We start from the raw sequence: 20,279 nt of genomic DNA, 5'->3' as shown, positions 1-20,279 counted from the left end.
CCTCACCCACGCAAACCGGAGTCTTCCAAACCGGCTGGTATGCCTGCCAGATAGGTCTTGTCGGTGCCCCTCCGAGTGGTGACATGATGGGCGCATGAGCCGAGTCACGTGCGATCTGACCATCTCCCTCGACGGATTCCTCGCCGGTCCGAACCAAAGCATGACGGAACCCCTGGGTGAGGGCGGGGAGCGCCTGCACAGGTGGATGTTCGAGGAAGCCGAGTCCAACGCAGCCGAGCTCGAAGGCATCCTCGCGGCCGGCGCCTACATCATGGGCCGGAACATGTACGCCGGTCCCGGGGCATGGGATGAGCAATGGCGGGGATGGTGGGGAGATGAACCGCCCTATCACGCACCTGTGTTCGTTCTTACCCATCACCCCCGCGAGCCCCTGGAGATGGAGGGCGGCACCACGTTCAACTTCGTGGCCGATGGGATCGAATCGGCGCTTGCCCAGGCGCGGAAGGCCGCTGGCAGCAAGGACGTGGCCATAGCCGGCGGAGCGCAGACCGCCCGACAATTCCTTTCGGCGGGGCTGATCGACGAGCTGCGGCTCCACATTGCGCCCATAGTCCTGGGTGCGGGCGAACGGCTGCTGGACGGCGTGACGGACCTCAAGCTTGAGCCGACGGACGTGAGCGGTTCCAGCCTCGTCACCCACGTGCGTTATCGCGTAATCCGCTGACAAGCTGACCCTGAGCCCTCGGGCGACACTCGGCGGACGCCGCGGCGCCGTCGCACGGGTAGTGGGGCAGAACGGCAGAGTCCATCTTTTGTCGGCCCATCCGGCTACACTGAATGTATCGAACATATATTCGAATAAGGGTGTGTTGTGGGCGTTGTTGTCGGTCCCCGCGTGATAGATGCGGGCATGTCGTTGTTGTCGGTGCTGATCTCGCCGGTCCCCGTCGCGGCCGGGTACCCCTCGCCGGCGCAGGATTACTTTGATGGGCGGATCGACCTGAACGAGCACCTGATCAAGGACATCACCAGCACCTACGTCGTGCGGGTCTCCGGAGACTCGATGGAACGCGCCGGCATCAGCGACGGCGATGAACTGATCGTGAACAGGGCCCTGGAGCCCAAGGACGGGTCCGTAGTCATCGCCGTCCTGGACGGGGAATTGACCATCAAGCGGCTCCGGATCACGGCCGCCGGCGTCGTGCTGCAGGCGGAGAATCCGGCGTACCCGGACATCCGGGTGCCATCCTTGTCAGATCTGGTCATCTGGGGCGTCGCGACCCGCTGCCTGCACCATGTTTGAGGCACACCATGTCTAAACCCGCCCCGATGCGGCGGATGCCGCAGATCGCGCACGTGGACGTGAACTGCTTCTACGCCTCGGCCGAGCGGGCATTCGACCCGTCCCTCGAAGGCCGGCCCGTCGTCGTCCTGTCCAACAACGACGGCTGCGCCGTCACCCGGTCCCCGGAAGCCAAGGCCCTCGGCATCACCCTGGGTGAGCCGTGGTTCAAACTCGCCCCGCGGGCCCGGGAATGGGGGCTCGTTGCGCTGTCCAGCAACTACGAGCTCTATGGGGACATCAGCGCCCGGGTGATGGAACTGCTCGGCCGCTACAGCGCCTGGCTGGAGGTCTACAGCATCGACGAGGCCTTCCTCGGCGTCAAAGGCACCCCGACGGACCTGCTGGCCCTGGGCCAGACCATGAAGGCAGCCGTGCGGCGGAACGTCGGGGTTCCGGTCTGCGTCGGGATCGCAGGGACCAAGACCCTGGCGAAACTGGCCAACAAATGGGCCAAGCACAACCCCGCCTTCGACGGCGTCTGCTACTGGGACTCCGTACCCGCCGCCGCCCGGGAAGCGCTCATGGGCCGGCTGTCCGTAATCGAAATCTGGGGCGTCGCGACGCGGCTGACCAAACGCCTCAACGCCCTAGGGCTCCATTCCATCCTTGACCTGGCCCGGGCCGATCCTGTGATGATCCGGGACCGCCTCTCCGTGGTCATGATGCGCACCGTCCTGGAACTGCAGGGCACCCCGTGCATCCCGATGGAGGAAGAACGGATCGGCCGGGACCAGCTCATCTTCTCGCGCTCCTTCGCCACCCCCATCACCACCGCCGCCGGCATGCGGCAGGTTATGAGCGTCTACGGCCAGCAGGCCTCGGCACGGCTGGCCAAACACGGCCTCCAGGCCAAGGTCCTCACCGCCTTCGCCGGCACCTCGCACTTCAACCCGAACGACACTTCCTACCCGTCGGTGTGCGTGCCGCTGCCGATGCCCACCGCCGATCCCGTCCTGCTCACCCGGGCCGCCCACGCACTCCTCCCCCACATCCACGAAGGCATCAAGTACGCCCGGGCAGGCATCATGGTCACCGACCTGCGCCCCACCGGCAACCAGGCGCCGCTGGCCCTGTTCGAAAACCCGCACGAGGAACGCCGCATCGGAACCATCCTGGAAGACGTGACCCGCCGGTACGGGCGCGGCTCCATCGGCCTCGGCCACGCCGGCATACGGGGTGGGCCGGACTGGACCATGAAACGGGACATGCTCTCCCCCCGCTACACCACCCACTGGGACGAACTCCCCCTCGTCAAAGCCGCCTAACACCACCTCACCCCGCAGCACCGCACCACGAAAGACCCCCATGACCCTCAGTACCGAAAACCCCGCACGAACCTTTGACCTTCAAGTCCGGCTCGACCCGGCAGGCAAGCCCCTCGCCATCCGGCACGACGGACTGATCTGGATTGTCGATCCCGCCACCGAGTCCCGGCACTGGATCGGCGGCGACCCCCGGCAGGCCACCCGACGCTCGGCCGCTGCTGGCGGCGCCAACCTGGCCGGTAGCGAATACTGGCGCGTCGAGGCCCGGCTGGGGTCGAATTCGGCGCTGCGCACCTTCACGCTGCGCCGGAATCCGCGCTCCGTCCAGTGGGTCCTGGACGACATCAGCGACGGCGGCTAGGCACCGGTGGCACTGAACCGTCAGCCGATCAACGACCAGACCTGGGCAGGGATCAGGGCAGAATTCACGCTGCCCACCCTGGAACAGGTCCGCCGCCGCCTCGACCAACTGATGGACGACCCCGAGCCCGTAATGCAGCAGCTCGTCCGCGTCTTCATCGACGACGGCACGTTCTGCCCGGGATTCCAATTCATCGCCGGCGGCCACCTCCACCCGACGGTCGTCGACCTTTTCCGGCGCGCGCTGGAATTGAAGGTTCCGCACAACTACTTCACGGCCTGGATGATCACCCCCTCGCGGGAACTCGGCGGGTCCCGCCCCGTTGACCACCTGAAAAGTGACCCCGCTCCCCTGCTTCGCGCGCTGGAATCCCACCGCTGGAGTTAGGGGGCCGGCAACTGACGTGCAACGGATCATTCCGGCTCGGGGATGGTTTGAGTCACGCCCCGGAATCGCAGCTGCCCTGCCGTTGGTAGTCTTTAGCCCACTATCCCTTTCCGCCCAACGTCACTTGAGGTGCCAACATGATTCCGGCGACTCCCCCTCCGGGCACCGTCCTTCTTGCCGGCGCCACCGGCGATCTCGGCGGGCGTATCCTTCGGAATTTGGCTGCCCTGGGGGCCACCGTTCGGGTCCTCACACGGCCAGGGACCAGTACGGAGCGGATTGCGCAGCTCCGCGCCCAGGGCGTCGAAGTGATCCAGACGGGCTACGACGATCCGGCGGGCCTCCGAAGGGCCTGCGCGGATGTTGACTGCGTAGTCTCCGCGATCAACGGCCTGGACAGCGCAATTTTCGACGCCCAATCGCGCTTGCTGGAGGCGGCGGCCGCGGTGGGCGTACCGCGCTTCATCCCTTCCGATTTCTCCATCGACTACCGTGGAATCAGCCCCCGAAGCAACCGGAACTTGCAGTTCCGCCGAGACTTCGCACAGCGACTGGACGCCACCGAAATCCGGGCCACGTCCATCCTCAACGGCGCCTTCACCGACATGCTCTCCGGGCAGGCACCCATGATCCTGTTCTCCCGGCGCCGGGTGCTCTTCTGGTCCGACCCCGATCAGGTGCTCGACTTCACCACGAAGGACGACACGGCCGCCTACACCGCCGCCGCCGCCCTCGACGAGCGGGCGCCCCGCGTTCTCCAGATCGCCGGAGACCAGGTCACGGCAAGGACCCTGGCAGCCACCATGTCCGAGCTGACCGGAACGCAATTCCGGCTCCTCTACGCGGGCAGCGTCGGTTCCTTGACTGCAATGAGCCGGGCAGTCAAAGCCCTCACGCCGGCCTCCGACAAGCCCTTCCCGCCGTGGCAGGGCATGCAGTACTTCGCCAGCATGTTCAGCGGCGACGCGACCCTGAACTACGTCAGCAACGACCGGTACGGCAGCCGGACGTGGACCACCGCCCGGGACGTCCTGGACCAGCACCAGCTGCAGAGCTCATCGGCCCCGGTCGCCTAGCCGACGGGAGCTTGTTGCACGGACAAACCCCAAACCCCTAGTGTTCGGATCATGGCCGCGCCCGGGGGACCCGCCCGTAATGGAATACGCACGACGCCGACACTGCTGTCCCTAGCGTGCCTCGCCGTCGTCGCACTAACCGCGGCCTGCGTGTCTACTCCCCCACTTAGCACGTCGGCCGGAGAACAAGCGGTCACCAAGCCGCCCGCCGCCACGGCCGCACCGTCGACGGGCGCCGGACTGTCGCCCGGCACGACCTTCGCCCCGGTTCCGCCGATTCCGCCAGCCCCCGGGCAGGGTGTAGATGACTGTCTGCCACAGCGTGCAGGGAACGCCCTGGCCAAGGGAGCGCTGGAGTGCCATTACTTCACATCCGGTTCCATGGTGCCCGCTTCTGTGTCCAGTGGCCCGGGCGCGAGCTCCGGCGATTACGCGATACGGTTCGGCAGCGCTGGCGGCCGCACGTTAATGACCGTGCGCATCCCCTGTGCTTCGTATGCGGTCAGGGTCAATATTGCCGGCGAAACGATCACGCCGGATCCCGGGACACTGAAAAGTTTTCTGGGCACCTGCAGCTTCCCATGGGACCAGGAACAGGCGCGGATGAAACGGTACCTTCAGGCTCCGCTTCAGTTCGCACAGCGGGAGGCTGGAATCGTGCTGCATAACCCGGAATGGGGAATCACTCTCTTCCGCACCCCTTACGAGGCCGGCTGATTCCTCAGTTCCGTCTGAGGGCGCTGGGCTCTGGCCAGATTGAGACGTTCATTCACGTGGTCCAAGACAGCGGCGGAAGCGAAGGAGATGCCGGCACCCGGCCTCGCCCCCAGGTGCGTCAGCCTCGGGCGGTTGTGGGCGGCGGGGACTGAAAGCGTTCCCACGCCGATTGCCGGGTCATGCCCAGAGCCGCGCCAATGCGCGCCCAGCTGATGCGCCGTTGACGCGCGGTCCCGACCCAGGCGTTCAGTCGCTCTTCGACCTGGGAGGCGACGGCGGCGATTTCCGGCAGGTGGGCCAGCAGCTCATCATCAGTCATCTGCAACCAGGGCGCTTCAGCCCGTGAGCCCTCCGGACTGCTGAACAGCCTCATGGGCGCCGCCGCACGGTCGTGACAAATGGCAACGCCGGGACCGGCAACGAGATGCCCGGAGATCCTGGCTGATCTCGTGCGGAAGCTACACATCATCGGGCCGGTCAACGGCGGGTCCACTGAATAAACCGGAACCCACATCATCCCGAGGTGCGCTGCGCCGTCGACACTTGCGGGATTTAGCAGCGCACCGTGTCGCAGTATTGACCGCCACAGGACGGGCGGCCGCGATGCGCTCGCGACCGCCCGCACGGACCGGGTGCAGCCTTGGCTCAGCGCACCGACTTGCGCTCGTAGATCGCCATCGACCAGGCATACCCGGCGACCACGATCACGACACACCACCCGATTGCCAGCACCGGGCTCCAGCCGAGCGGGGTGCCGAGCAGCAGTCCGCGGATGGCCTCGATGAACGGTGTGAACGGCTGGTACTGCGCGAACCACTGCAGCCACTCCGGCATCGACTCGGTCGGCACAAAGCCGCTGCTGAGGAAGGGCAGGAACGTCAGCACGAGGGGCAGGTTGCTGGCGGTCTCGGCCGACTTCGCCTGCATGCCCATGGCCACCCCGAGCCAGCTGATCGCGTACGCGATGAGCACGATCAGACCGGCGGCGGAGATCCATTCGACAAACCCGGCGGTCGGCCGGAAGCCAATCAGGAGGCCGACGCCGAGCACGAGCACGACGGCGATGATCGCCTGGATGGTATTGCCAAGCACGTGCCCGGCGAGCACCGCGGCCCGCGAGATCGCCATCGTCCGGAACCGCGCGGTGATGCCCTCGCTCATGTCCATCGACACGGTCGTCGCGATGCCGCCGGCGCTGCCTGCAATGGTCAGCAGCAGGATGCCCGGCATGACGTACGCGACATACGCCTGCCGCCCGCCGGCCGGGTCCGCGCCGGGCAGGCCGGCCCCGAGCGTGCCGCCGAACACGAACACGAAAAACAGCAGCAGGACTACCGGCCCCACGATGGTGAACACCGACAGGCCCGGATAGCGCAGCATGTGCAGCAGGTTGCGGCGCAGCATCGTGACCGAGTCGGCAAGGACGTGTGATTGCTGGCGGGTGCCCGAGGCCGTCTGGCGCTTGGCGGTGATGGTGGTCATGATTCGGTTCCCTTCGTCTCGACCCGGCCGGTGAGCGCGAAGAACACATCATCGAGGTCGGGGGTGTGGATGCTGAGGTCGTCGACCTCCAGGTTGGCCGTGTCGAGGCGGTCCAGCACGGTGCGCAGCGAACCGACACCGCCGTCGCTCGGCACGGTGAGCGAGAGCCCGGCGTCATCGCGGGCTGACTCGCCGAGCAGCCGGGACGCGGCGTCGAGCCGCGCGGCATCGGCGAACCGGAGCCGGATGTGTCCGCCGGGCACCAGGCGCTTGAGCTCGTCCGGCGTCCCCTCGGCGACGAGTCGGCCGCCGTCGAGCACCGCAATGCGGTCCGCGAGCTCGTCCGCCTCGTCCAGGTACTGGGTGGTGAGCAGCACGGTGGTGCCGTCCGCCACCAGGCTGCGCACGATGTCCCACATGGTGTGGCGGCTGCGCGGGTCCAGGCCCGTGGTGGGCTCGTCCAGGAAGATGACGCTGGGCGCCGAGACGAGGGTCATGGCGAGGTCGAGGCGGCGCTGCATCCCACCCGAGTAGGTGGCGAGCGGCTTGCGGGCGGCCTCGACGAGGTCGAACTGCTCCAGCAGCTCGGCCGCCCGGGTCTTGGAGCGCTTCGCCCCGAGATGGCGCAGCCGGGCCACCAGCAGGAGGTTCTCCTCGCCGGTGAGCAGCTTATCGACGGCGGAGAACTGGCCGGTCAGGCCGATCGCGGCGCGGACCCCGTCGGGGTCGCGCACGACGTCGCGCCCGTTCACGAGTGCCGTGCCGCCGTCGGGCCGCACCAGGGTGGACAGGATGTGCACGGTCGTCGTCTTGCCGGCGCCGTTCGGGCCGAGCAGTGCGGTGACGGTGCCCGCGCCCACGGTGAGGTCGACGTCGTCGAGCACGGCCTTTGTGCCATAGGACTTCCGCAGCCCGCGGACTTCGATTGCTGGCGTGTTCATGTGCTTCGTTCCCTTCTGTCGGTGGCCCGGAGTCAGTGGGCGCGCTGGATGCTGATGTCGCCGTGCTGGGTGCGGGCACGCACTGCGACGGTCTGTTCAGACTCGCCGGGCGCGCGGTCGCTGTCGAGCTGGTTGCGGACGTGCCCCTCCTTCGAGGAGAGGTCGAGCCAGGCGGGAACGCCGGGCCGCACGCCGATGGTGACCTGGCCGAAGCCGCTCTCGACCTGGATGGAACCACTCGAGACCTCTGCGAGCTGGATGCTGCCGTAGGCGGTCTTCGCCGCCACGGAGCCGAGTGCCTTCGTGATCTCGAGGTCGCCGTAGGAGAGCTTCGCTTCAAGGTCGCCGCCGGACTCCCCGATCAGGATGGTGCCGTGCGAGGCCTTGAGGATCGCGTCGCCGGTGACCTTGCCGATCCGGATCTGACCGTGGTCGGCCGTGATCTCGATCCCGCCCTCGGCGGTGCCCAGGGTGGCGTTGCCGTGCGAGGCGCGCAGCCACAGGTCGCCGGTGGAGTCGAGGTCCACGCGGCCCATCGAACTCTTGATCCGGGTTGCGCCGAGGCGTCCGACGGTGCGCACGCCGCCGACCCCGATTTCGGCGGTGAGCCGTGACCCGGCCGGCAGCTCGACCTTCACATCGACCGACTCGGTTGGTCCGATCCAGCTGATGCGGGGCCGGGGGCCGGTGATGATGAGCCGCTGGCCGTCGACGTCGACCCTGGTCTCCTCCGCGCCACGGCAGTCAACCGCCTTCGCGGGGTTGGTCGGCGAGACGGTCACAACCGTGTCGTCGCGGTCAGAGGCGATGATTTCGATCGCGCCGACCTGGAGCTTGATGGCGAGGTCGATGGGGGTGGGGGTGTCGTAGGTGGGCATGCTGGCGCCTTCCTTTTGGGTGTGTTTGATCGACCCCGCGGGTCCGCGTGGTTGATGGGTGGTGGGGTGAGCCGGCTAGCGGGCTAGCGGGCCCAGCCGGCGAAGTTGTCGCCGGTGCGCAGCGTGCGCTGGGCGGATCGTCGTTGCTTGGGTTGCAGGGCCGCCGCAACTGCACGGACCAGCCAGGTGTTGACGGACAGGCCGTCAGCAGCCGCGGCCTCGTCCACCCGCGTCTTGAGGGCATCCGGCAGACGGAGCGTCGTGCGGGAGGTGCTCGCGTCGTCGAGGTCGAGCGGCGCGGCGGGCCGCTCGTCACTGTCAGATTCCGTGTTCGGCTGGGTCACCACGAACTCGACGTCGCGTCCGCGCAGCCGCATGTCAACCGATCCGGGTGCGAGGTCGCGGGTGATCTCGCCGACTGCGGCCGACAGAACGTCGAGGAGCACGAGCCGGGTCGCGGCGTCCAGTCCGGCGGCGAGCCGCTCGGCGACGGCGCGGGTGTCCTCCGTGCCGTTCTCCGCGGCATCCACTAACTGCCGCTGTAGGTCGTTGACGTATTGTCCGAGTTCCATGCCACCATAGTGACACCACCGTGGTGTCACGTCAAGCGTTTATGGTGTCACCGAGGACGCGCAGGTTTGTGCGGCGGCTGAATTCGGGTCAACAGCCCTTACTCGGCCGCCGCTGTGGCGTCCTGTCGTTTCACCATCTCGGTGATCCAGATCGGCGCGAACGGCGAGGTGCAGTTCGGGGGCGTCGGGTAATCCTTGAGCACCTCCAGGCGCTCGCCGATGCCGATGGCGCGGGCGCGGTGTGCGGGGTGCTCAATCCCGATCTGGGCCAGGCAGTGGTTCATCGCCCACTGCAAGCGGTCCGGGGCGTCCTTCATCTGCGCCTCGATGGTGTCGAGCAGTCCGGCAAGGTCGAGGCCCTCCGGCTTCTTCGCCACGCGGTCCGTGGTCAGCGCCCACCCGGCACTTGCGACCACCGGGTCCGGATCGGCGAACCAGGCCACGCGCAGCTCCTCGGCATGCGGGTTCTTCTTCACCACATAGTTGACCAGCCAGTCCTGCACCTTGGGAGTGTCCGCCTGGCGCAACATGACGTCCAACTCATCACGATCAAACGCCTTCGGACGGCAGATCAGGAGCGCCAGGAGCCGCGCCGCGGTATCACCGGTCCCCCACAGCTCACATGCCAGCTCCTGCTGGGTCTTCAGCCGCTTAGCGAACGCCCGCAGCGTGCCAAGGTTCACCCCGTGGTCGTCGCCATGCCTGGCGTTCACCTCGCGGATCCTCGGATCCTCGAGGTCGGCCAGGCCGGCCATCACCTCGGCCACCGTCGTCCCGGTTTCCGTCGTCTGGGCCACCTCGGCCTCCTGTCCGTTGCTTGTGCGATTCAGCATACGACGGCGGTTCGACCGCGCGCGGCACTGACCACACGCGGCAGCCCAAAGCCGCAGCCCTAAACGGCAGCCATGACCTGCTTGCCGTTGAAGTATTCGAGCTGCCAGCCGTCGACGGCATGGTGGTGGGCCAGGTTGAGCACGGCGTTGTCGATGCTTTCCAGGGTGCGGCCGACGGCGCGGCTGAGACTCACGCGCAGGAGCGTGCCGTGGGCGACCGCCAGGACGCGGCGACCACGGAACTCCTCGGCCAGCGCCTCCAGCGCGGCCAGCCCGCGGCCGGCGGCCTCGTCCTCGCTTTCTGCGCCGCGGAACCCATTGGGGATGCGCAGTGCTTCCAGTTCAGGACCGGCCTGGAGGCCCTCCGCGGGTCCGAAGAAGCGCTCGGTGAGTTCCGGCACGCGCCGGGCCACCCTGAGCCCAAGCCCTGCGGCGATGAGGTCGGCGGTTTCCGCGGCACGGCTCAGCGGTGAGGACACGATCGCGTCCCATTCGAAGCCGGCCAGGACGGCGACGGCGTCGCGCGCCTGGCCGCGGCCGACGTCGTTCAGTGGAATATCGGTGGCTCCCTGCAGCCGGCGCTGCGCATTCCAGTCCGTCTGGCCATGGCGGACGAGGGCAAACGTCGTAGAGGTCATGCTCTCCATTCTGCCCTGACCGCTGTCATTCCCGAGATTCGGCGTCGTGATCGAGCACGACGGCGGACCGCCCGGAGTTCCCCCGCAGCCGACGGCCGGAGACGAGGTGGGGTCACTCCGTGGGGCCCGACTGTGCGGCGTAGGCAGTGGCCCGGTCGCGTACGTGGTCTACGTACGGATCAGACTGGTTGTAGGAGTAGATGGCGTCGGCCCAGCCCGCAGCGGTGCTGAGGTCACCGCCGCGGGCGCAAAGGTACGTGGCGGCGCTTAGCGCGGCGTCGTCGATGTTGAACGGGTCGGCTGTCCCGTCGCCGTTCCCGTCCCGCCCTGCGAGTTGCCAGGTAGAGGGGATGAACTGCATGGGTCCGACGGCGTGGTCCCAGCGGGCGTCGCCGTCCAGGGCGCCGGCGTCCGTATCAGGGATCGCGGCGAAGCCGTTGCCGTTGAGGCTCGGGCCGACGATGGGCCCGCTCACCTGGCCTGTGGCGGTCAGGCTGCCGCCGCCGTACGTTCCGTGGCCGGATTCGACGAAGCCCACCGCTGCCACCGTATTCCAACCGATTCCGCACGCAGGAGCGGCTTCGTTGGCCGCACCGGCCGCAGCCACGTAGGCCTGGAGGGCCCGGGCAGGGATGCCGGTCTGCGCGGCGGCATGGGTGAGCCACTCGGCGTCCGCGCTCCGCGTGATGTTGACGGCGGAGGTGATGCCGGCGGACAGAGATTCGAGTTTCGCCTCCGCCCGCGGCGGTGCGGGCAGGGCGACGCGGGTCTCCGCGCCGGAGAATCGGAAGGCCCAAAACAAGAACCCGGTGATGACGCAAAATACAAACAGGCCCAGCACGGCAAGGCGTTTAAGACGGAGCATTGACTAAGCGGGCCGGCCGTGGACGATGCCGGCCCGCCGGTCCAGCGCGGCGCGGGAAACCGCGCCGGCGCCGGTCACGCGGGAGGCCACGGCCCTAGCCTTCACATTCGACGCAGTAAGCGTGGCCGTTCTTTTCGCGTGCAACCTGGGACCGGTGCCGGACCAGGAAACAGGAGTAGCAGGTGAATTCGTCCTGCGCCTGCGGGATGACCTGCACGACGAGTTCCTCGGCGACAATTTCCCCGCCGGGGCTGATCGCATCGTCAAACGCGTCAGCTTCATCCAGCTCACGGACAACGCTGCGGGCATCCGGGGCGTTGGCAGACTGCAGCGCCTGCAGCGAATTATCCTGCGACTCCTTGACGTCGGATCGGACTTCGTCGTAATCGGTTGCCACGGGGGTGACTCTCATTCCTGTGTTTAGTTCTGACGGGAAGCCAACGTACACCATTGCGCGCGTCAGTGCCTCATGTGAACCAAGTCCTTCAGGCCGAGAGGAGTCGCGGGACCGCTTCGACGTCAGACGGTGACGGTCCGGCCGGTGAACGCGATCAGGCGTTCCAGGCTGCTCGCGGATTCCGCGACCGGCTGGGCAGCGGCGAAGCTGCCGCTGGCCCGGACCTGGTCCGAGATGGTCACCAGGGCCAGGGCCTCAACGTGATCCGTGACGACGTCAGCGGCGACGAGTTCCTGACCGGTGGCCTTCGCGAAGTCCCACGCGTGGACGAGCAGCTCGAGGTTGACGATCCCGGCGACGACGGTCGCGGGCAGTTCGGCGAAGCCCATGTCGATGGTGCCTTCGACGCCGCGGCGGCCGAACGCCTCCAGGGTGGCCTGCGCGAGTTTGGCGATGCGAACTTCCGGGCCCGCCCCGGCGTCGTCGCTCACGTCCGCGCCCAGCGCGCCGCCGACATGCTTCAGCGAACCGGCCAGGTGCTCCAGCAATTCGTGGGCGGTGAAATTAGTGGCGGCTAACGCATTCTGCAAGTGCTCAGCGGACGAAGGGGTCAGTGATCGGAAATCGCCGCTCCTGGGGGGCCGCGGCCTGGGCATGGCGCAGCGGTTTTCGGAGCGGCTTCTCAGGACGCTAGGGCGCGAGCCGGATCAGAAGCCGGCAACGAAGGCGGGGAATCCCAGGGCGCAGCGGCTAGAGGCCCCGGTGGTGCTCAATGAGCCATCGCGCCATCTGCTGGGCGCGTTTAGAGGCCAGCGCGTCCCCCTCGGTGGCGGAAATGATGGAGCCCTTCATCAGGATGTGCCAGGACCGGGCAAATTCCTCGGGGCGGTCCAGCCCGGCCTCCTCGGCCAGGGCCTGGATATGCCCGCGGATACGGCTGAGGTAATCGATACTCGCCTTGCCCAGCGGATGCCCGGCGCCCATCTCCAGCAGCACGTTGATAAACGAGCACGCCTCGAAATCCTCGCGCTGGAACCAGTCCCCGAACACGTCAAAGACGGCGAGCAGCCTCTCCTCGGGTGTGTTGCCCCGCCGGCTGGCCTCGGCCACGATCAGGTCAACGGTCCACACCTGGTCGCGGAGTTCCAGGAAGGCCAGCACCAGGGCGTCCTTGGACGGAAAGTGCCGGTAGAAGGTTGCCTTCGAGACCCCTGAACTGCTGATCAGCTCATTGACCCCTACATCGCGGATACCGCGGCGGGAGAACAACTCATAGGCGGTGGCGAGAATACGGTCCACCGGCTCGTCGCGTCCGGCCATGGCTGTGGCGGGCAGCAGCGTAGGACCCTCGGCGTCGTTGACAGTCATGATAAAAAAATTTTACACCGGACCGAGGCGTACAGACCGGTCTGCCTCGGAGTGTGCTATCAGTCTCCGGCGGATTCCCCCCCGGCGTTTCCGGCCCGTGCGACGCCGGTACGACGCCGGCGGACCGGTGCTTGGACCCGCCGGCGCCCCAGTTTCCCCTAAGGATGGAGAACCCGGTCGCTTTCGCGGCGTTGCGAGAAACGACTGTCCAATGCGTGGACGAAGCTGCGGAGGGTCGCGGCTTCGTGCGTGCTGTTAGCCAGGCGGACGATCGCCGACGCCGTGTGGGCCAACTTGATGTTGTGGTGCTGGCTGTAGGCGGAAAGCCGTGCGAAGGCGTCGTCGGAACCGATATGGAGTATTCCCATCAGGATGCCCTTGGCCTGTTCGATAAGGCCTCGGGTGCCGATGGCGCCGGCGACAGCCTCGCGGGCGGACCGGTCTGTTTCAAGTTGAACTGTCCTGGTGAGGTCCAAGATGAACCCGTCGACGAACAAGACCTTCCCGTCACTGTCCGGCACCCCCTCCCCCGCCGTCAGGACGCGGCGTTCGCGCCGGCGTGCGTCGAAGAGACGATGGTAAGTGGCAAAAAACCCTCCGCCACGGCACACATCCTCAAAAATTTCCCTGCACTGCTTCCGGTCTTCAGGATGCACGTGCTGCATCAGGACGCCCACCGTGGGCACCACCTCGCCCCGGTGGTAGCCGTGGATCTGGTAAATCTGCTCGGACCACTGCAGCTCCCCCGCGACCACGTCATAGCGAAAGGTCCCGGCGAGGCAGTGCTCGGCAACCAGCGCGCTGGAGTAAGCCTGCAACGCCTTCAACTCCGTCATGGCCAGGCCCGCCTGCCCGGCCCGTCGGCGGGCGCCCGGCCCCGGGTTGCGGTCAGCATGAGCCGAGCCCAACCTGTGCGGTCCGCGTCTCCAGTGCCTGCCGCCACCGCACGATCAGCTGCTGGTTCCGGGTCACAGCGCGACTGCCCAAGAAGCGCGCTGCGGACGGGATGCGGAGGCGCGGCGGCCCTTCAAGGGATCTCGGCGCCCCGTCCCGGGCTAGCCTCGCCCGGCCGCGCGGGCTCGTTACGCGCGCATCGTGGACTCCGCGCCTCTGCGCGCCGGGCTGCATGGGAGTGCCTGAGGCCGCGGACTGGAGCTTCGCGTCATCTCGCGGTGCGGGAATTTCCGCGACCAGCCCCATGCCGGCATACTCCCGAACTGCCGCGATCCCGGCCACAGCCGATGGCAGGTCAGGAAAGGGCTTGGAGAGGGCCATGACGGTCCCGTCCGGGGCAGTAAGTCGAAATCGGTAGGAAGTGTCGGAATCGGTGAACAGTTCGAACATGCCTGTCATAGAACCCTCCTGGGCAGCCGGGACCCGATTGCTCCCGGCGACGCCGTTGTCACCGGGAACAGCCTGAATCCACCCGAACGATGCCAGTCACACGTACCGGCCGGATCGAATTGATGAATTCATGAAAGTCTGAACTATGCATGTCGCCTGCGCAAGAGGTACCACTCTGTCTGGCGGCGGCGACGACACGGCATTGGTCCGGCGCTACGATATGTAAGCGGACTTACGAAATCAGGGCTGTGCGAGACAGACTTTTCTGTCTTGCACGTGCTAGTTTTCCTGACGGCGGAGTCCGCACAGACGCGCGGTTCAGAATATTTGAAAGTGAAGGAGGGAAGTCCCGATGCCGGATGATCTTCCCGCAAGTCCGGTCCTGACCGATGTGAAGGCAGAACTGTTCAAGGCCATGGGTCACCCTGCCCGGATCCAGTTGCTGGAAATGCTCGCCGACGGACCAGTTGCCGTAAGCAGACTGCGCGACAACACGGGCCTTGAGCCATCGAACCTCTCCCAACATTTGAGCCTGCTCCGCCGCCAGCGCCTGATTGTGCCCTCTCGCCGCGAGGGCAGGTTGTTCTATGAACTGGCCAGCCCGGAGGTTAATGTCCTGCTCGCGGCCGCCCGATCCCTGCTCGGCTCCCTCCTCGTCACCACCCGTTTGACTCTGAGCCCAATGGCTGAAGAGCCGGAAGAGGCAGTCCGCTAGATGCCGGCGCACGCCGTACTGTATGGACAACATCGATCGACCGGTCTGGAAGCATCCGGACTAGAACCAGTAGGGGTATGAATGGCTCACGCCGAGAACGAGACGACCATCAACCGTTCACCCGAGGACGTCTATGCGTTCCTCGCGGATGGGCTGAACAACCGCGCATGGCGCTCGGGGGTTCAGGACATAACACTGAAGAGTGGAACATCCGGGGACCTCGGGGCCGTGTACAGCCAGACCCTCTCGGGTCCCGGCGGCCGGCCGATCGTCGGGGACTACGAAATCACCGCGGCGGACCCCGGAAAGCATCTGGGCTTCCAGGTCGCGGCCGGCCCCGCCCGGCCGGCCGGTGCGTACCGGCTCAGTGAAGCGCCGGGCGGAACGACTGTTCGCTTCACCCTGGACCTGGAGCCCAAGGGACTCATGAAACTAGTGGGCCCGGTGATTGTCCGCACCATGAATGCCGAAGTCGCGCAGTTGACCAATCTCAAGAACGTTCTCGAATCCGCCTAGACGCAGGCGACCGGGTGCCGGTCCGTCGACCGGCCGGTTCGACGTCGGGATCTGACGACGACGGCGCCCGTCACCTCGCGAGGTGAGCGGCGCCGTCGTTCGTATCCCCCGCCGGCCTGTCGGCTTCCCGAACCACCTAAAGGACCATCCCCATGGCGCGCATTTTCATCACCGGCTCGACCGACGGACTCGGCCTCGCCACCGCCCGGACGCTCCTGAACGGCGGCGACGAGGTCCTGCTGCACGCCCGCTCCAAGGAGCGCGCCGCCGCCGTCGACGAACTCGCACGGCAAGGCATCGGCATCGTGATCGGTGACCTCAGCAGGGCTTCCGAAACCCGGGAGCTGGCCGCTCAGGTGAACGCTCACGGGCGGATGGACGCGGTCATCCACAACGCCGGCGTCTACCTCTCGCCAGGGCGCGTCGCGACCCCGGAGGGACACTCCCGCACCCTGGCCGTCAACGTTCTAGCCCCTTACATTTTGACCGCCCTGATCGAGCGGCCCCACCGCCTCATCTACCTCAGCAGCGGGATGCACCACGCGGCCAGCGGAAACCTCCAGGACATCGATTGGACCCGACGGAGCTGGAACGCCAGCGCGGCCTACTCCGAGAGCAAGCTCTACGTATCCGCGCTCTCCGCGTCCGTCGCCCGGCACTGGACCAACGTGCTCAGCAACTCCGTTGACCCCGGTTGGGTGCCCACCAAGATGGGAGGTGCCGGTGCCCCCGCCGACCTCGCCATGGGCCAGGACACCCAGGGCTGGCTCGCCGTCAGCGGTGACCCCGCCGCGCAGGTCTCTGGAATGTACTGGCACCACCGCCGGCCACGGAAGCCGGCCCCGGAGGTCAACGACGCCGATTTCCAGGACAAGCTCACCAGCAAACTCGCCGAACTCACCGGCATCACGCTCTTCTGAAGCGAAGCGTCGACCCGAACCACCGGCATTCCCGGACAGGCAGTCCCTGCCGGCCGGCCTGGTGGCACGAAGTGTTCCCCCAGCCCGTCCCTATCGTGGGCTCCACCTGTCGGCTTAGGCTGGTCGCATTCTATGTACGCAGTTGAGCATCGAACGTTGCCGGCAGCTGGAAGGCCGGCAGTCGGTTCGAGGGGGCCGGAAGGAGGCCGGGGATGACGCCGGCGGACAGGACATGGACACCCGAGGATCAGGGCTGGCTCCGGGAAAACCTGCGTGAGGCCATCGACCATCTAGTGGAGATGGGATACACGGTGCGCGGGGGGCAAGGCGAGGATCCGGAACTCATCCACCCCGGCGGTTCGGCCGTGCAGACGTGGCGGGAAGACTACCCCTACGAGGAACGGATGTCCCGCGAGGAGTACGAGCTGGAGAAATACCGGCTGCAGGTTGAACTGCTGAAGTTCCAGTACTGGGGCCAGGACCAGGAGCTCAGGCACGTGATCGTCTTCGAGGGCCGGGATGCGGCCGGCAAGGGCGGAACAATCAAGCGCTTCACCGAGCACTTGAATCCCCGATCGGCCCGGGCAGTGGCCTTGAGTAAACCCTCTGACCGTGAACTGGGCCAGTGGTATTTCCAGCGCTACATCCAGCACCTGCCCACGGCCGGGGAGATCGTGATGTTCGACCGCTCCTGGTACAACCGGGCAAATGTGGAGCGGGTCATGGGCTTCTGCACGGAGCAGGAGTTCGACACCTTCATGGTTCAGGCCCCGCTCTTCGAGAGAATGCTGGTGGACTCCGGGATCCACCTGACCAAGTTCTGGTTCTCGGTGACACGCCACGAGCAGCGCACCCGCTTTGCGATCCGGCAGATAGACCCGGTGCGGCGCTGGAAGCTCTCACCTATCGATCTGGCTTCCCTGGACCGGTGGGAGGAGTACACGGCCGCCAAGGAGGAAACGTTCCTCCGGACCGATACGGACCATGCGCCGTGGATCACCATCAAGTTCAACGACAAGAAGCGTGGACGGATCAACGCCATGCGCTACTTCCTCAACCAGTTCGACTACGAGGACAAGGACACGTCAGTGGTCCACAGCCCCGACCGGCTGATCGTGCGCCGCGGCCGCGAAGCCGCCGGCGACTAGCGCCACGCCAAGCGGATGAATGCGGTCCCCCCATCCGGCGAAGTAGGAGTCGACGCGAATGACCACGTATCTGATCTCGTTTCCCAGTGCCGCCATGGTCGTCCCTGAGCTGGCGATCGCTCGGATGCGTCGCGTTCACGCTGGCATCCCAGCAGAAGATGACAACATGGGGATATGAGTCCTGCACACGGTTTCTCCGACTTCTTCCGGCGTCCCCAGCCCATCAAACCCAAGTCCGGCCAAGAATCGGTGTGGGACTATCCGCGACCGCCAAGGGTCGAGCCACGGTCCGAACGGGTAATCGTGCGGCTGGGCGGGCAGGTGATTGCCGACACCACCGATGCGGTGCGCGTACTGGAGACGAGTCATCCGCCTGTCTACTACTTGCCATTGGACTCATTCCCTACTGGCGCACTCGTCCCGGTCGAGGGCACCACCTTCTGCGAGTTCAAGGGAGAAGCGCACTACTTCGACGTCGTTGCCGGCGGCGTCGTCGTTCCCCGTGCAGGGTGGACCTACCCCGAACCCACCCGGGGGTTCGAGGCGCTCAATACCCGAGTAGCCCTCTACCCGGGTCGCATGGACTCCTGCCAAGTCAACGGCGAGCAGGTGACCTCCCAGGAAGGTGACTTCTACGGTGGTTGGATCACCACGCGGATCGTTGGTCCTTTCAAGGGCGGCCCGGGCACGGCCGGGTGGTGAGCACAGCGCCCATGCCCCGGAAGACTTGCGCATCGGCTCGACGACAACTTCCCATGCTGAGGGGGCAGCAGGGTCGAAACGATCTTCCCGGATAGCACTTCCGAGCACATGTTCGGCGCCAACGCGATGGATCTGTCGCTGCGTCCGCCCGCGGCGCGAGCCGTAACAGCCAAGGCAGAGCCCTCGCGGACCTGCTCTCCGAAATGTGGCGGTGACGCCCGAACCCTGTCGATATTGGACAGTTACGGCGCGAGAGTCCAGGGGTCGCCGTGCAAGGCGCGGTGCCATGCCTGCCACTTGCTCCCAATCCGGGATGACCCATCGGCCATGGCGTCCGGTCACGCGGAACCAGTCGTGTCGCCGGGATGCGGTGACCTCCAATGGGAACGTGCGGCACAGCGATATCCAGTCCTCTGCCGTGCCGATCTCAAGAGTCCGGCCCGCTCCCCGAACCGGAACCGTGGTCGCCCGCTCCCACCCCAGGGAATCTTCCACGAGGCTCAGTGCGGCCGGGACCTGCCCCACGGTGCGGAGCAGCCCCTGCGGGACCGACCACCACTTTCCTGACCAATTGGCGCGAGGGTCACCCGGGCGTTCGCGCACGGTCCGCAGTTCCCCGGCACGTTCGTCTCGGGCCCACTATCAAGTTCGTAACCCAGCCAGAAGGCCGCAGTCTTGACGTCCGGATCCAGCTGCATCGCCAGCTCGAGACACAGACGGCGGCCTCGGGGTCCCCGCAGAAATACGTCCACACTTGGCGTCATCGGATCATCCTCGCACCAGAGCGCACCTTATCTGGTGCGGTTGGGGGTGCCGTCGATGACGGCCGGGTTTGTCGCGACGAGCTTTACCATAGCGAGATGGAGTCCACCGTTAGCGGAGTGCCGGTGCATTACGCCGAGTACGGCAGCGGCACGCCGGTTCTCGCTCTCCACGGGGCCGGTGTGGATCATCGCGAGATCGCCGGTGCCCTTGAACCGATATTCGCCAACATGCCTGGCTATCGGCGCCTGTATCCGGACCTGCCCGGGATGGGCCGGACCCCGGCTCCCGAGGCGATCGCGAGCAATGACGACGTCGTGGACCTTCTGCTCGGCCTTATCGCCAGCACCATTGGTGATGAACCGTTTCTCGTCATCGGCCAGTCCTACGGTGGCTACCTGGCCCGTGCGATTGCGACTCTGCGACCTGATCAGGCCGTCGGGCTGGCGCTGATCTGCCCGGTTGGCGCGCAGACGCGCGACGTGCCTCAGCACGAGGTCCTTGTTTCGGCGGCAGATCTGACCGGCGAACTCGACTCGGATCTCGAGGCCACATATCGCAGCTACTTCGTGGTGCAGACCCCTGGAACGCTGCGCCGGTTCCAGGAGTACGTGGCTCCCGCAACATCACTCGTTGACGAGTCGAGCCTGATGCGGATCTTTTCGCACTGGGAGTTGCGGGATCGGCCAGAAGCCGCGAAGGCCTATCCTCATCCGGTATTGGTCCTGGCCGGGCGACAGGACGCCACCGCCGGGCACACCGGCCCCTCCGAGTTGATCGGGCACTACCCTCGCGCCACGTTGGCCGTCCTCGACCGCGCCGGCCACGCCTTGATCCATGAGCAACCCGGCCTCGTGCAAACCCTCGTCGCCGAATGGCTCACCCGCGTGCGTGAAGCACTGGACGACAGAACCTAGCGGGCCGTGGCGCTCGCATACCGGTCGGAATCCCTATTGCACGGCTCCACCGAACAAGGGCAAGGTGATCAGCCCGCGCCCCGGGTCCAACTGGCGTCATGTACCTTTCGGTCAGCAGCGGACCATCGCCACGGATTGCAGTCGGGCGGCCAGCGACCGGAGAATGGTG

Annotated in this window: 26 protein-coding genes and 1 pseudogene; 14 read left to right on the top strand and 13 right to left on the bottom strand. The window is 66.6% G+C overall.

Annotated elements, in window-relative coordinates; all coding sequences use genetic code 11:
• The first annotated feature begins 94 nt into the window (after positions 1 to 94).
• The 7 genes from ABH915_RS11700 (at position 95) to ABH915_RS11670 (ending at position 5,112) form a co-directional block, all read left to right on the top strand.
• Positions 95 to 685: a dihydrofolate reductase family protein gene (locus ABH915_RS11700; protein WP_370121375.1), complete on the top strand. Its 591-nt coding sequence runs from the start codon at positions 95 to 97 to the stop codon at positions 683 to 685.
• 147 nt (positions 686 to 832) lie between these two features.
• Complete coding sequence (locus ABH915_RS11695; RefSeq protein ID WP_026266320.1) at positions 833 to 1,264, top strand: LexA family transcriptional regulator; 432 nt, start codon at positions 833 to 835, stop codon at positions 1,262 to 1,264.
• An 8-nt stretch (positions 1,265 to 1,272) separates the two neighbouring features.
• The gene (locus ABH915_RS11690; protein WP_370121372.1) at positions 1,273 to 2,571 is read left to right on the top strand and encodes a Y-family DNA polymerase; all 1,299 of its coding nucleotides are present in this window, start codon (positions 1,273 to 1,275) and stop codon (positions 2,569 to 2,571) included.
• A gap of 40 nt (positions 2,572 to 2,611) precedes the next feature.
• On the top strand, positions 2,612 to 2,932 hold the full coding sequence (locus ABH915_RS11685; protein ID WP_370121369.1) for a hypothetical protein: 321 nt from the start codon (positions 2,612 to 2,614) through the stop codon (positions 2,930 to 2,932).
• 6 nt (positions 2,933 to 2,938) lie between these two features.
• A complete protein-coding gene (locus ABH915_RS11680) occupies positions 2,939 to 3,319 on the top strand; it encodes a hypothetical protein (protein WP_370121366.1) in 381 nt (126 codons plus the stop codon).
• A gap of 137 nt (positions 3,320 to 3,456) precedes the next feature.
• Entirely contained in the window at positions 3,457 to 4,395 is a 939-nt protein-coding gene (locus ABH915_RS11675) for an NmrA family NAD(P)-binding protein (protein WP_370121363.1), read from the top strand.
• 468 nt (positions 4,396 to 4,863) lie between these two features.
• Complete coding sequence (locus ABH915_RS11670; protein WP_370121360.1) at positions 4,864 to 5,112, top strand: hypothetical protein; 249 nt, start codon at positions 4,864 to 4,866, stop codon at positions 5,110 to 5,112.
• Positions 5,113 to 5,230: 118 nt separating this feature from the next.
• Here ABH915_RS11670 and ABH915_RS11665 read toward each other — a convergent pair whose 3' ends face one another.
• From ABH915_RS11665 to ABH915_RS11605, 13 genes are all read right to left on the bottom strand, one after another.
• A complete protein-coding gene (locus ABH915_RS11665; RefSeq protein WP_370121357.1) occupies positions 5,231 to 5,431 on the bottom strand; it encodes a hypothetical protein in 201 nt (66 codons plus the stop codon).
• A 326-nt stretch (positions 5,432 to 5,757) separates the two neighbouring features.
• Complete coding sequence (locus ABH915_RS11660) at positions 5,758 to 6,594, bottom strand: ABC transporter permease (protein WP_370121354.1); 837 nt, start codon at positions 6,592 to 6,594, stop codon at positions 5,758 to 5,760.
• On the bottom strand, positions 6,591 to 7,535 hold the full coding sequence (locus tag ABH915_RS11655) for an ATP-binding cassette domain-containing protein (RefSeq protein WP_370121351.1): 945 nt from the start codon (positions 7,533 to 7,535) through the stop codon (positions 6,591 to 6,593). Before ABH915_RS11655 ends, ABH915_RS11660 begins: the two co-directional genes overlap by 4 nt.
• 32 nt (positions 7,536 to 7,567) lie before the next feature.
• Positions 7,568 to 8,413, bottom strand: a complete 846-nt coding sequence (locus ABH915_RS11650) for a DUF4097 domain-containing protein (RefSeq protein ID WP_370121349.1) — start codon at positions 8,411 to 8,413, stop codon at positions 7,568 to 7,570.
• Between the two features lie 83 nt (positions 8,414 to 8,496).
• Positions 8,497 to 8,985 carry a hypothetical protein gene (locus ABH915_RS11645; RefSeq protein ID WP_018772840.1) on the bottom strand — a complete coding sequence of 163 codons (489 nt, stop codon included), beginning with the start codon at positions 8,983 to 8,985 and terminating at the stop codon, positions 8,497 to 8,499.
• Positions 8,986 to 9,083: 98 nt separating this feature from the next.
• Entirely contained in the window at positions 9,084 to 9,818 is a 735-nt protein-coding gene (locus tag ABH915_RS11640) for a DNA alkylation repair protein (RefSeq protein ID WP_370121346.1), read from the bottom strand.
• Between the two features lie 59 nt (positions 9,819 to 9,877).
• Positions 9,878 to 10,456, bottom strand: a complete 579-nt coding sequence (locus ABH915_RS11635) for a histidine phosphatase family protein (protein ID WP_370121343.1) — start codon at positions 10,454 to 10,456, stop codon at positions 9,878 to 9,880.
• 112 nt (positions 10,457 to 10,568) lie between these two features.
• Positions 10,569 to 11,321, bottom strand: a complete 753-nt coding sequence (locus ABH915_RS11630; RefSeq protein ID WP_370121341.1) for a lytic transglycosylase domain-containing protein — start codon at positions 11,319 to 11,321, stop codon at positions 10,569 to 10,571.
• 94 nt (positions 11,322 to 11,415) lie between these two features.
• Positions 11,416 to 11,718, bottom strand: a complete 303-nt coding sequence (locus ABH915_RS11625) for a DUF4193 domain-containing protein (protein WP_018772836.1) — start codon at positions 11,716 to 11,718, stop codon at positions 11,416 to 11,418.
• A gap of 122 nt (positions 11,719 to 11,840) precedes the next feature.
• A complete protein-coding gene (locus tag ABH915_RS11620; protein ID WP_370121338.1) occupies positions 11,841 to 12,308 on the bottom strand; it encodes a TIGR03086 family metal-binding protein in 468 nt (155 codons plus the stop codon).
• 160 nt (positions 12,309 to 12,468) lie between these two features.
• Positions 12,469 to 13,086, bottom strand: a complete 618-nt coding sequence (locus ABH915_RS11615) for a TetR/AcrR family transcriptional regulator (RefSeq protein ID WP_018772833.1) — start codon at positions 13,084 to 13,086, stop codon at positions 12,469 to 12,471.
• Positions 13,087 to 13,244: 158 nt separating this feature from the next.
• Positions 13,245 to 13,922 carry a PAS and ANTAR domain-containing protein gene (locus ABH915_RS11610; protein WP_370121335.1) on the bottom strand — a complete coding sequence of 226 codons (678 nt, stop codon included), beginning with the start codon at positions 13,920 to 13,922 and terminating at the stop codon, positions 13,245 to 13,247.
• Positions 13,923 to 13,974: 52 nt separating this feature from the next.
• Positions 13,975 to 14,361 (bottom strand): hypothetical protein, encoded by a 387-nt coding sequence (locus tag ABH915_RS11605; RefSeq protein WP_370124993.1) that lies wholly within the window; start codon positions 14,359 to 14,361, stop codon positions 13,975 to 13,977.
• A gap of 421 nt (positions 14,362 to 14,782) precedes the next feature.
• Here ABH915_RS11605 and ABH915_RS11600 point away from each other — a divergent pair, with 421 nt between their 5' ends.
• The 7 genes and pseudogenes from ABH915_RS11600 to ABH915_RS11570 all read left to right on the top strand — a co-directional run bounded on the left by ABH915_RS11600 (position 14,783) and on the right by ABH915_RS11570 (position 20,110).
• Entirely contained in the window at positions 14,783 to 15,145 is a 363-nt protein-coding gene (locus ABH915_RS11600) for an ArsR/SmtB family transcription factor (protein ID WP_370121332.1), read from the top strand.
• Positions 15,146 to 15,226: 81 nt separating this feature from the next.
• Positions 15,227 to 15,661, top strand: a complete 435-nt coding sequence (locus ABH915_RS11595) for an SRPBCC family protein (RefSeq protein ID WP_370121329.1) — start codon at positions 15,227 to 15,229, stop codon at positions 15,659 to 15,661.
• Between the two features lie 152 nt (positions 15,662 to 15,813).
• Entirely contained in the window at positions 15,814 to 16,581 is a 768-nt protein-coding gene (locus ABH915_RS11590; protein WP_370121326.1) for an SDR family NAD(P)-dependent oxidoreductase, read from the top strand.
• A gap of 212 nt (positions 16,582 to 16,793) precedes the next feature.
• Entirely contained in the window at positions 16,794 to 17,729 is a 936-nt protein-coding gene (gene ppk2, locus ABH915_RS11585) for a polyphosphate kinase 2 (protein WP_018772827.1), read from the top strand.
• 174 nt (positions 17,730 to 17,903) lie between these two features.
• Entirely contained in the window at positions 17,904 to 18,431 is a 528-nt protein-coding gene (locus ABH915_RS11580) for a DUF427 domain-containing protein (protein WP_370121322.1), read from the top strand.
• Between the two features lie 63 nt (positions 18,432 to 18,494).
• A pseudogene (locus tag ABH915_RS11575) lies at positions 18,495 to 18,646 on the top strand (patatin-like phospholipase family protein); the annotation flags it as partial.
• A 645-nt stretch (positions 18,647 to 19,291) separates the two neighbouring features.
• Positions 19,292 to 20,110, top strand: coding sequence for an alpha/beta fold hydrolase (locus ABH915_RS11570; RefSeq protein ID WP_370121319.1), 819 nt, complete (start codon positions 19,292 to 19,294; stop codon positions 20,108 to 20,110).
• Positions 20,111 to 20,279 lie beyond the last annotated feature (169 nt).

Origin of the sequence: Arthrobacter sp. MW3 TE3886 (assembly GCF_041262145.1) — a bacterium.
Taxonomy (GTDB): Bacteria; Actinomycetota; Actinomycetes; order Actinomycetales; family Micrococcaceae; genus Arthrobacter.
This window is presented reverse-complemented; position numbering and strand designations above follow the sequence as displayed.

What these genes read in the sequence shown, in the direction of transcription:
- ABH915_RS11700 (WP_370121375.1), top strand. Translation starts at nt 95, where the DNA reads ATGAGCCGAGTCACGTGCGATCTGACCATCTCCCTCGACGGATTCCTC.
- ABH915_RS11690 (WP_370121372.1), top strand. Translation starts at nt 1,273, where the DNA reads ATGTCTAAACCCGCCCCGATGCGGCGGATGCCGCAGATCGCGCACGTG.
- ABH915_RS11685 (WP_370121369.1), top strand. Translation starts at nt 2,612, where the DNA reads ATGACCCTCAGTACCGAAAACCCCGCACGAACCTTTGACCTTCAAGTC.
- ABH915_RS11675 (WP_370121363.1), top strand. Translation starts at nt 3,457, where the DNA reads ATGATTCCGGCGACTCCCCCTCCGGGCACCGTCCTTCTTGCCGGCGCC.
- ABH915_RS11670 (WP_370121360.1), top strand. Translation starts at nt 4,864, where the DNA reads ATGACCGTGCGCATCCCCTGTGCTTCGTATGCGGTCAGGGTCAATATT.
- ABH915_RS11665 (WP_370121357.1), bottom strand. Translation starts at nt 5,431, where the DNA reads ATGACTGATGATGAGCTGCTGGCCCACCTGCCGGAAATCGCCGCCGTC.
- ABH915_RS11660 (WP_370121354.1), bottom strand. Translation starts at nt 6,594, where the DNA reads ATGACCACCATCACCGCCAAGCGCCAGACGGCCTCGGGCACCCGCCAG.
- ABH915_RS11655 (WP_370121351.1), bottom strand. Translation starts at nt 7,535, where the DNA reads ATGAACACGCCAGCAATCGAAGTCCGCGGGCTGCGGAAGTCCTATGGC.
- ABH915_RS11650 (WP_370121349.1), bottom strand. Translation starts at nt 8,413, where the DNA reads ATGCCCACCTACGACACCCCCACCCCCATCGACCTCGCCATCAAGCTC.
- ABH915_RS11645 (WP_018772840.1), bottom strand. Translation starts at nt 8,985, where the DNA reads ATGGAACTCGGACAATACGTCAACGACCTACAGCGGCAGTTAGTGGAT.
- ABH915_RS11640 (WP_370121346.1), bottom strand. Translation starts at nt 9,818, where the DNA reads ATGCTGAATCGCACAAGCAACGGACAGGAGGCCGAGGTGGCCCAGACG.
- ABH915_RS11635 (WP_370121343.1), bottom strand. Translation starts at nt 10,456, where the DNA reads ATGACCTCTACGACGTTTGCCCTCGTCCGCCATGGCCAGACGGACTGG.
- ABH915_RS11630 (WP_370121341.1), bottom strand. Translation starts at nt 11,321, where the DNA reads ATGCTCCGTCTTAAACGCCTTGCCGTGCTGGGCCTGTTTGTATTTTGC.
- ABH915_RS11615 (WP_018772833.1), bottom strand. Translation starts at nt 13,086, where the DNA reads ATGACTGTCAACGACGCCGAGGGTCCTACGCTGCTGCCCGCCACAGCC.
- ABH915_RS11610 (WP_370121335.1), bottom strand. Translation starts at nt 13,922, where the DNA reads ATGACGGAGTTGAAGGCGTTGCAGGCTTACTCCAGCGCGCTGGTTGCC.
- ABH915_RS11605 (WP_370124993.1), bottom strand. Translation starts at nt 14,361, where the DNA reads ATGGCCCTCTCCAAGCCCTTTCCTGACCTGCCATCGGCTGTGGCCGGG.
- ABH915_RS11600 (WP_370121332.1), top strand. Translation starts at nt 14,783, where the DNA reads ATGCCGGATGATCTTCCCGCAAGTCCGGTCCTGACCGATGTGAAGGCA.
- ABH915_RS11595 (WP_370121329.1), top strand. Translation starts at nt 15,227, where the DNA reads ATGGCTCACGCCGAGAACGAGACGACCATCAACCGTTCACCCGAGGAC.
- ABH915_RS11590 (WP_370121326.1), top strand. Translation starts at nt 15,814, where the DNA reads ATGGCGCGCATTTTCATCACCGGCTCGACCGACGGACTCGGCCTCGCC.
- ppk2 (WP_018772827.1), top strand. Translation starts at nt 16,794, where the DNA reads ATGACGCCGGCGGACAGGACATGGACACCCGAGGATCAGGGCTGGCTC.
- ABH915_RS11580 (WP_370121322.1), top strand. Translation starts at nt 17,904, where the DNA reads ATGAGTCCTGCACACGGTTTCTCCGACTTCTTCCGGCGTCCCCAGCCC.
- ABH915_RS11570 (WP_370121319.1), top strand. Translation starts at nt 19,292, where the DNA reads ATGGAGTCCACCGTTAGCGGAGTGCCGGTGCATTACGCCGAGTACGGC.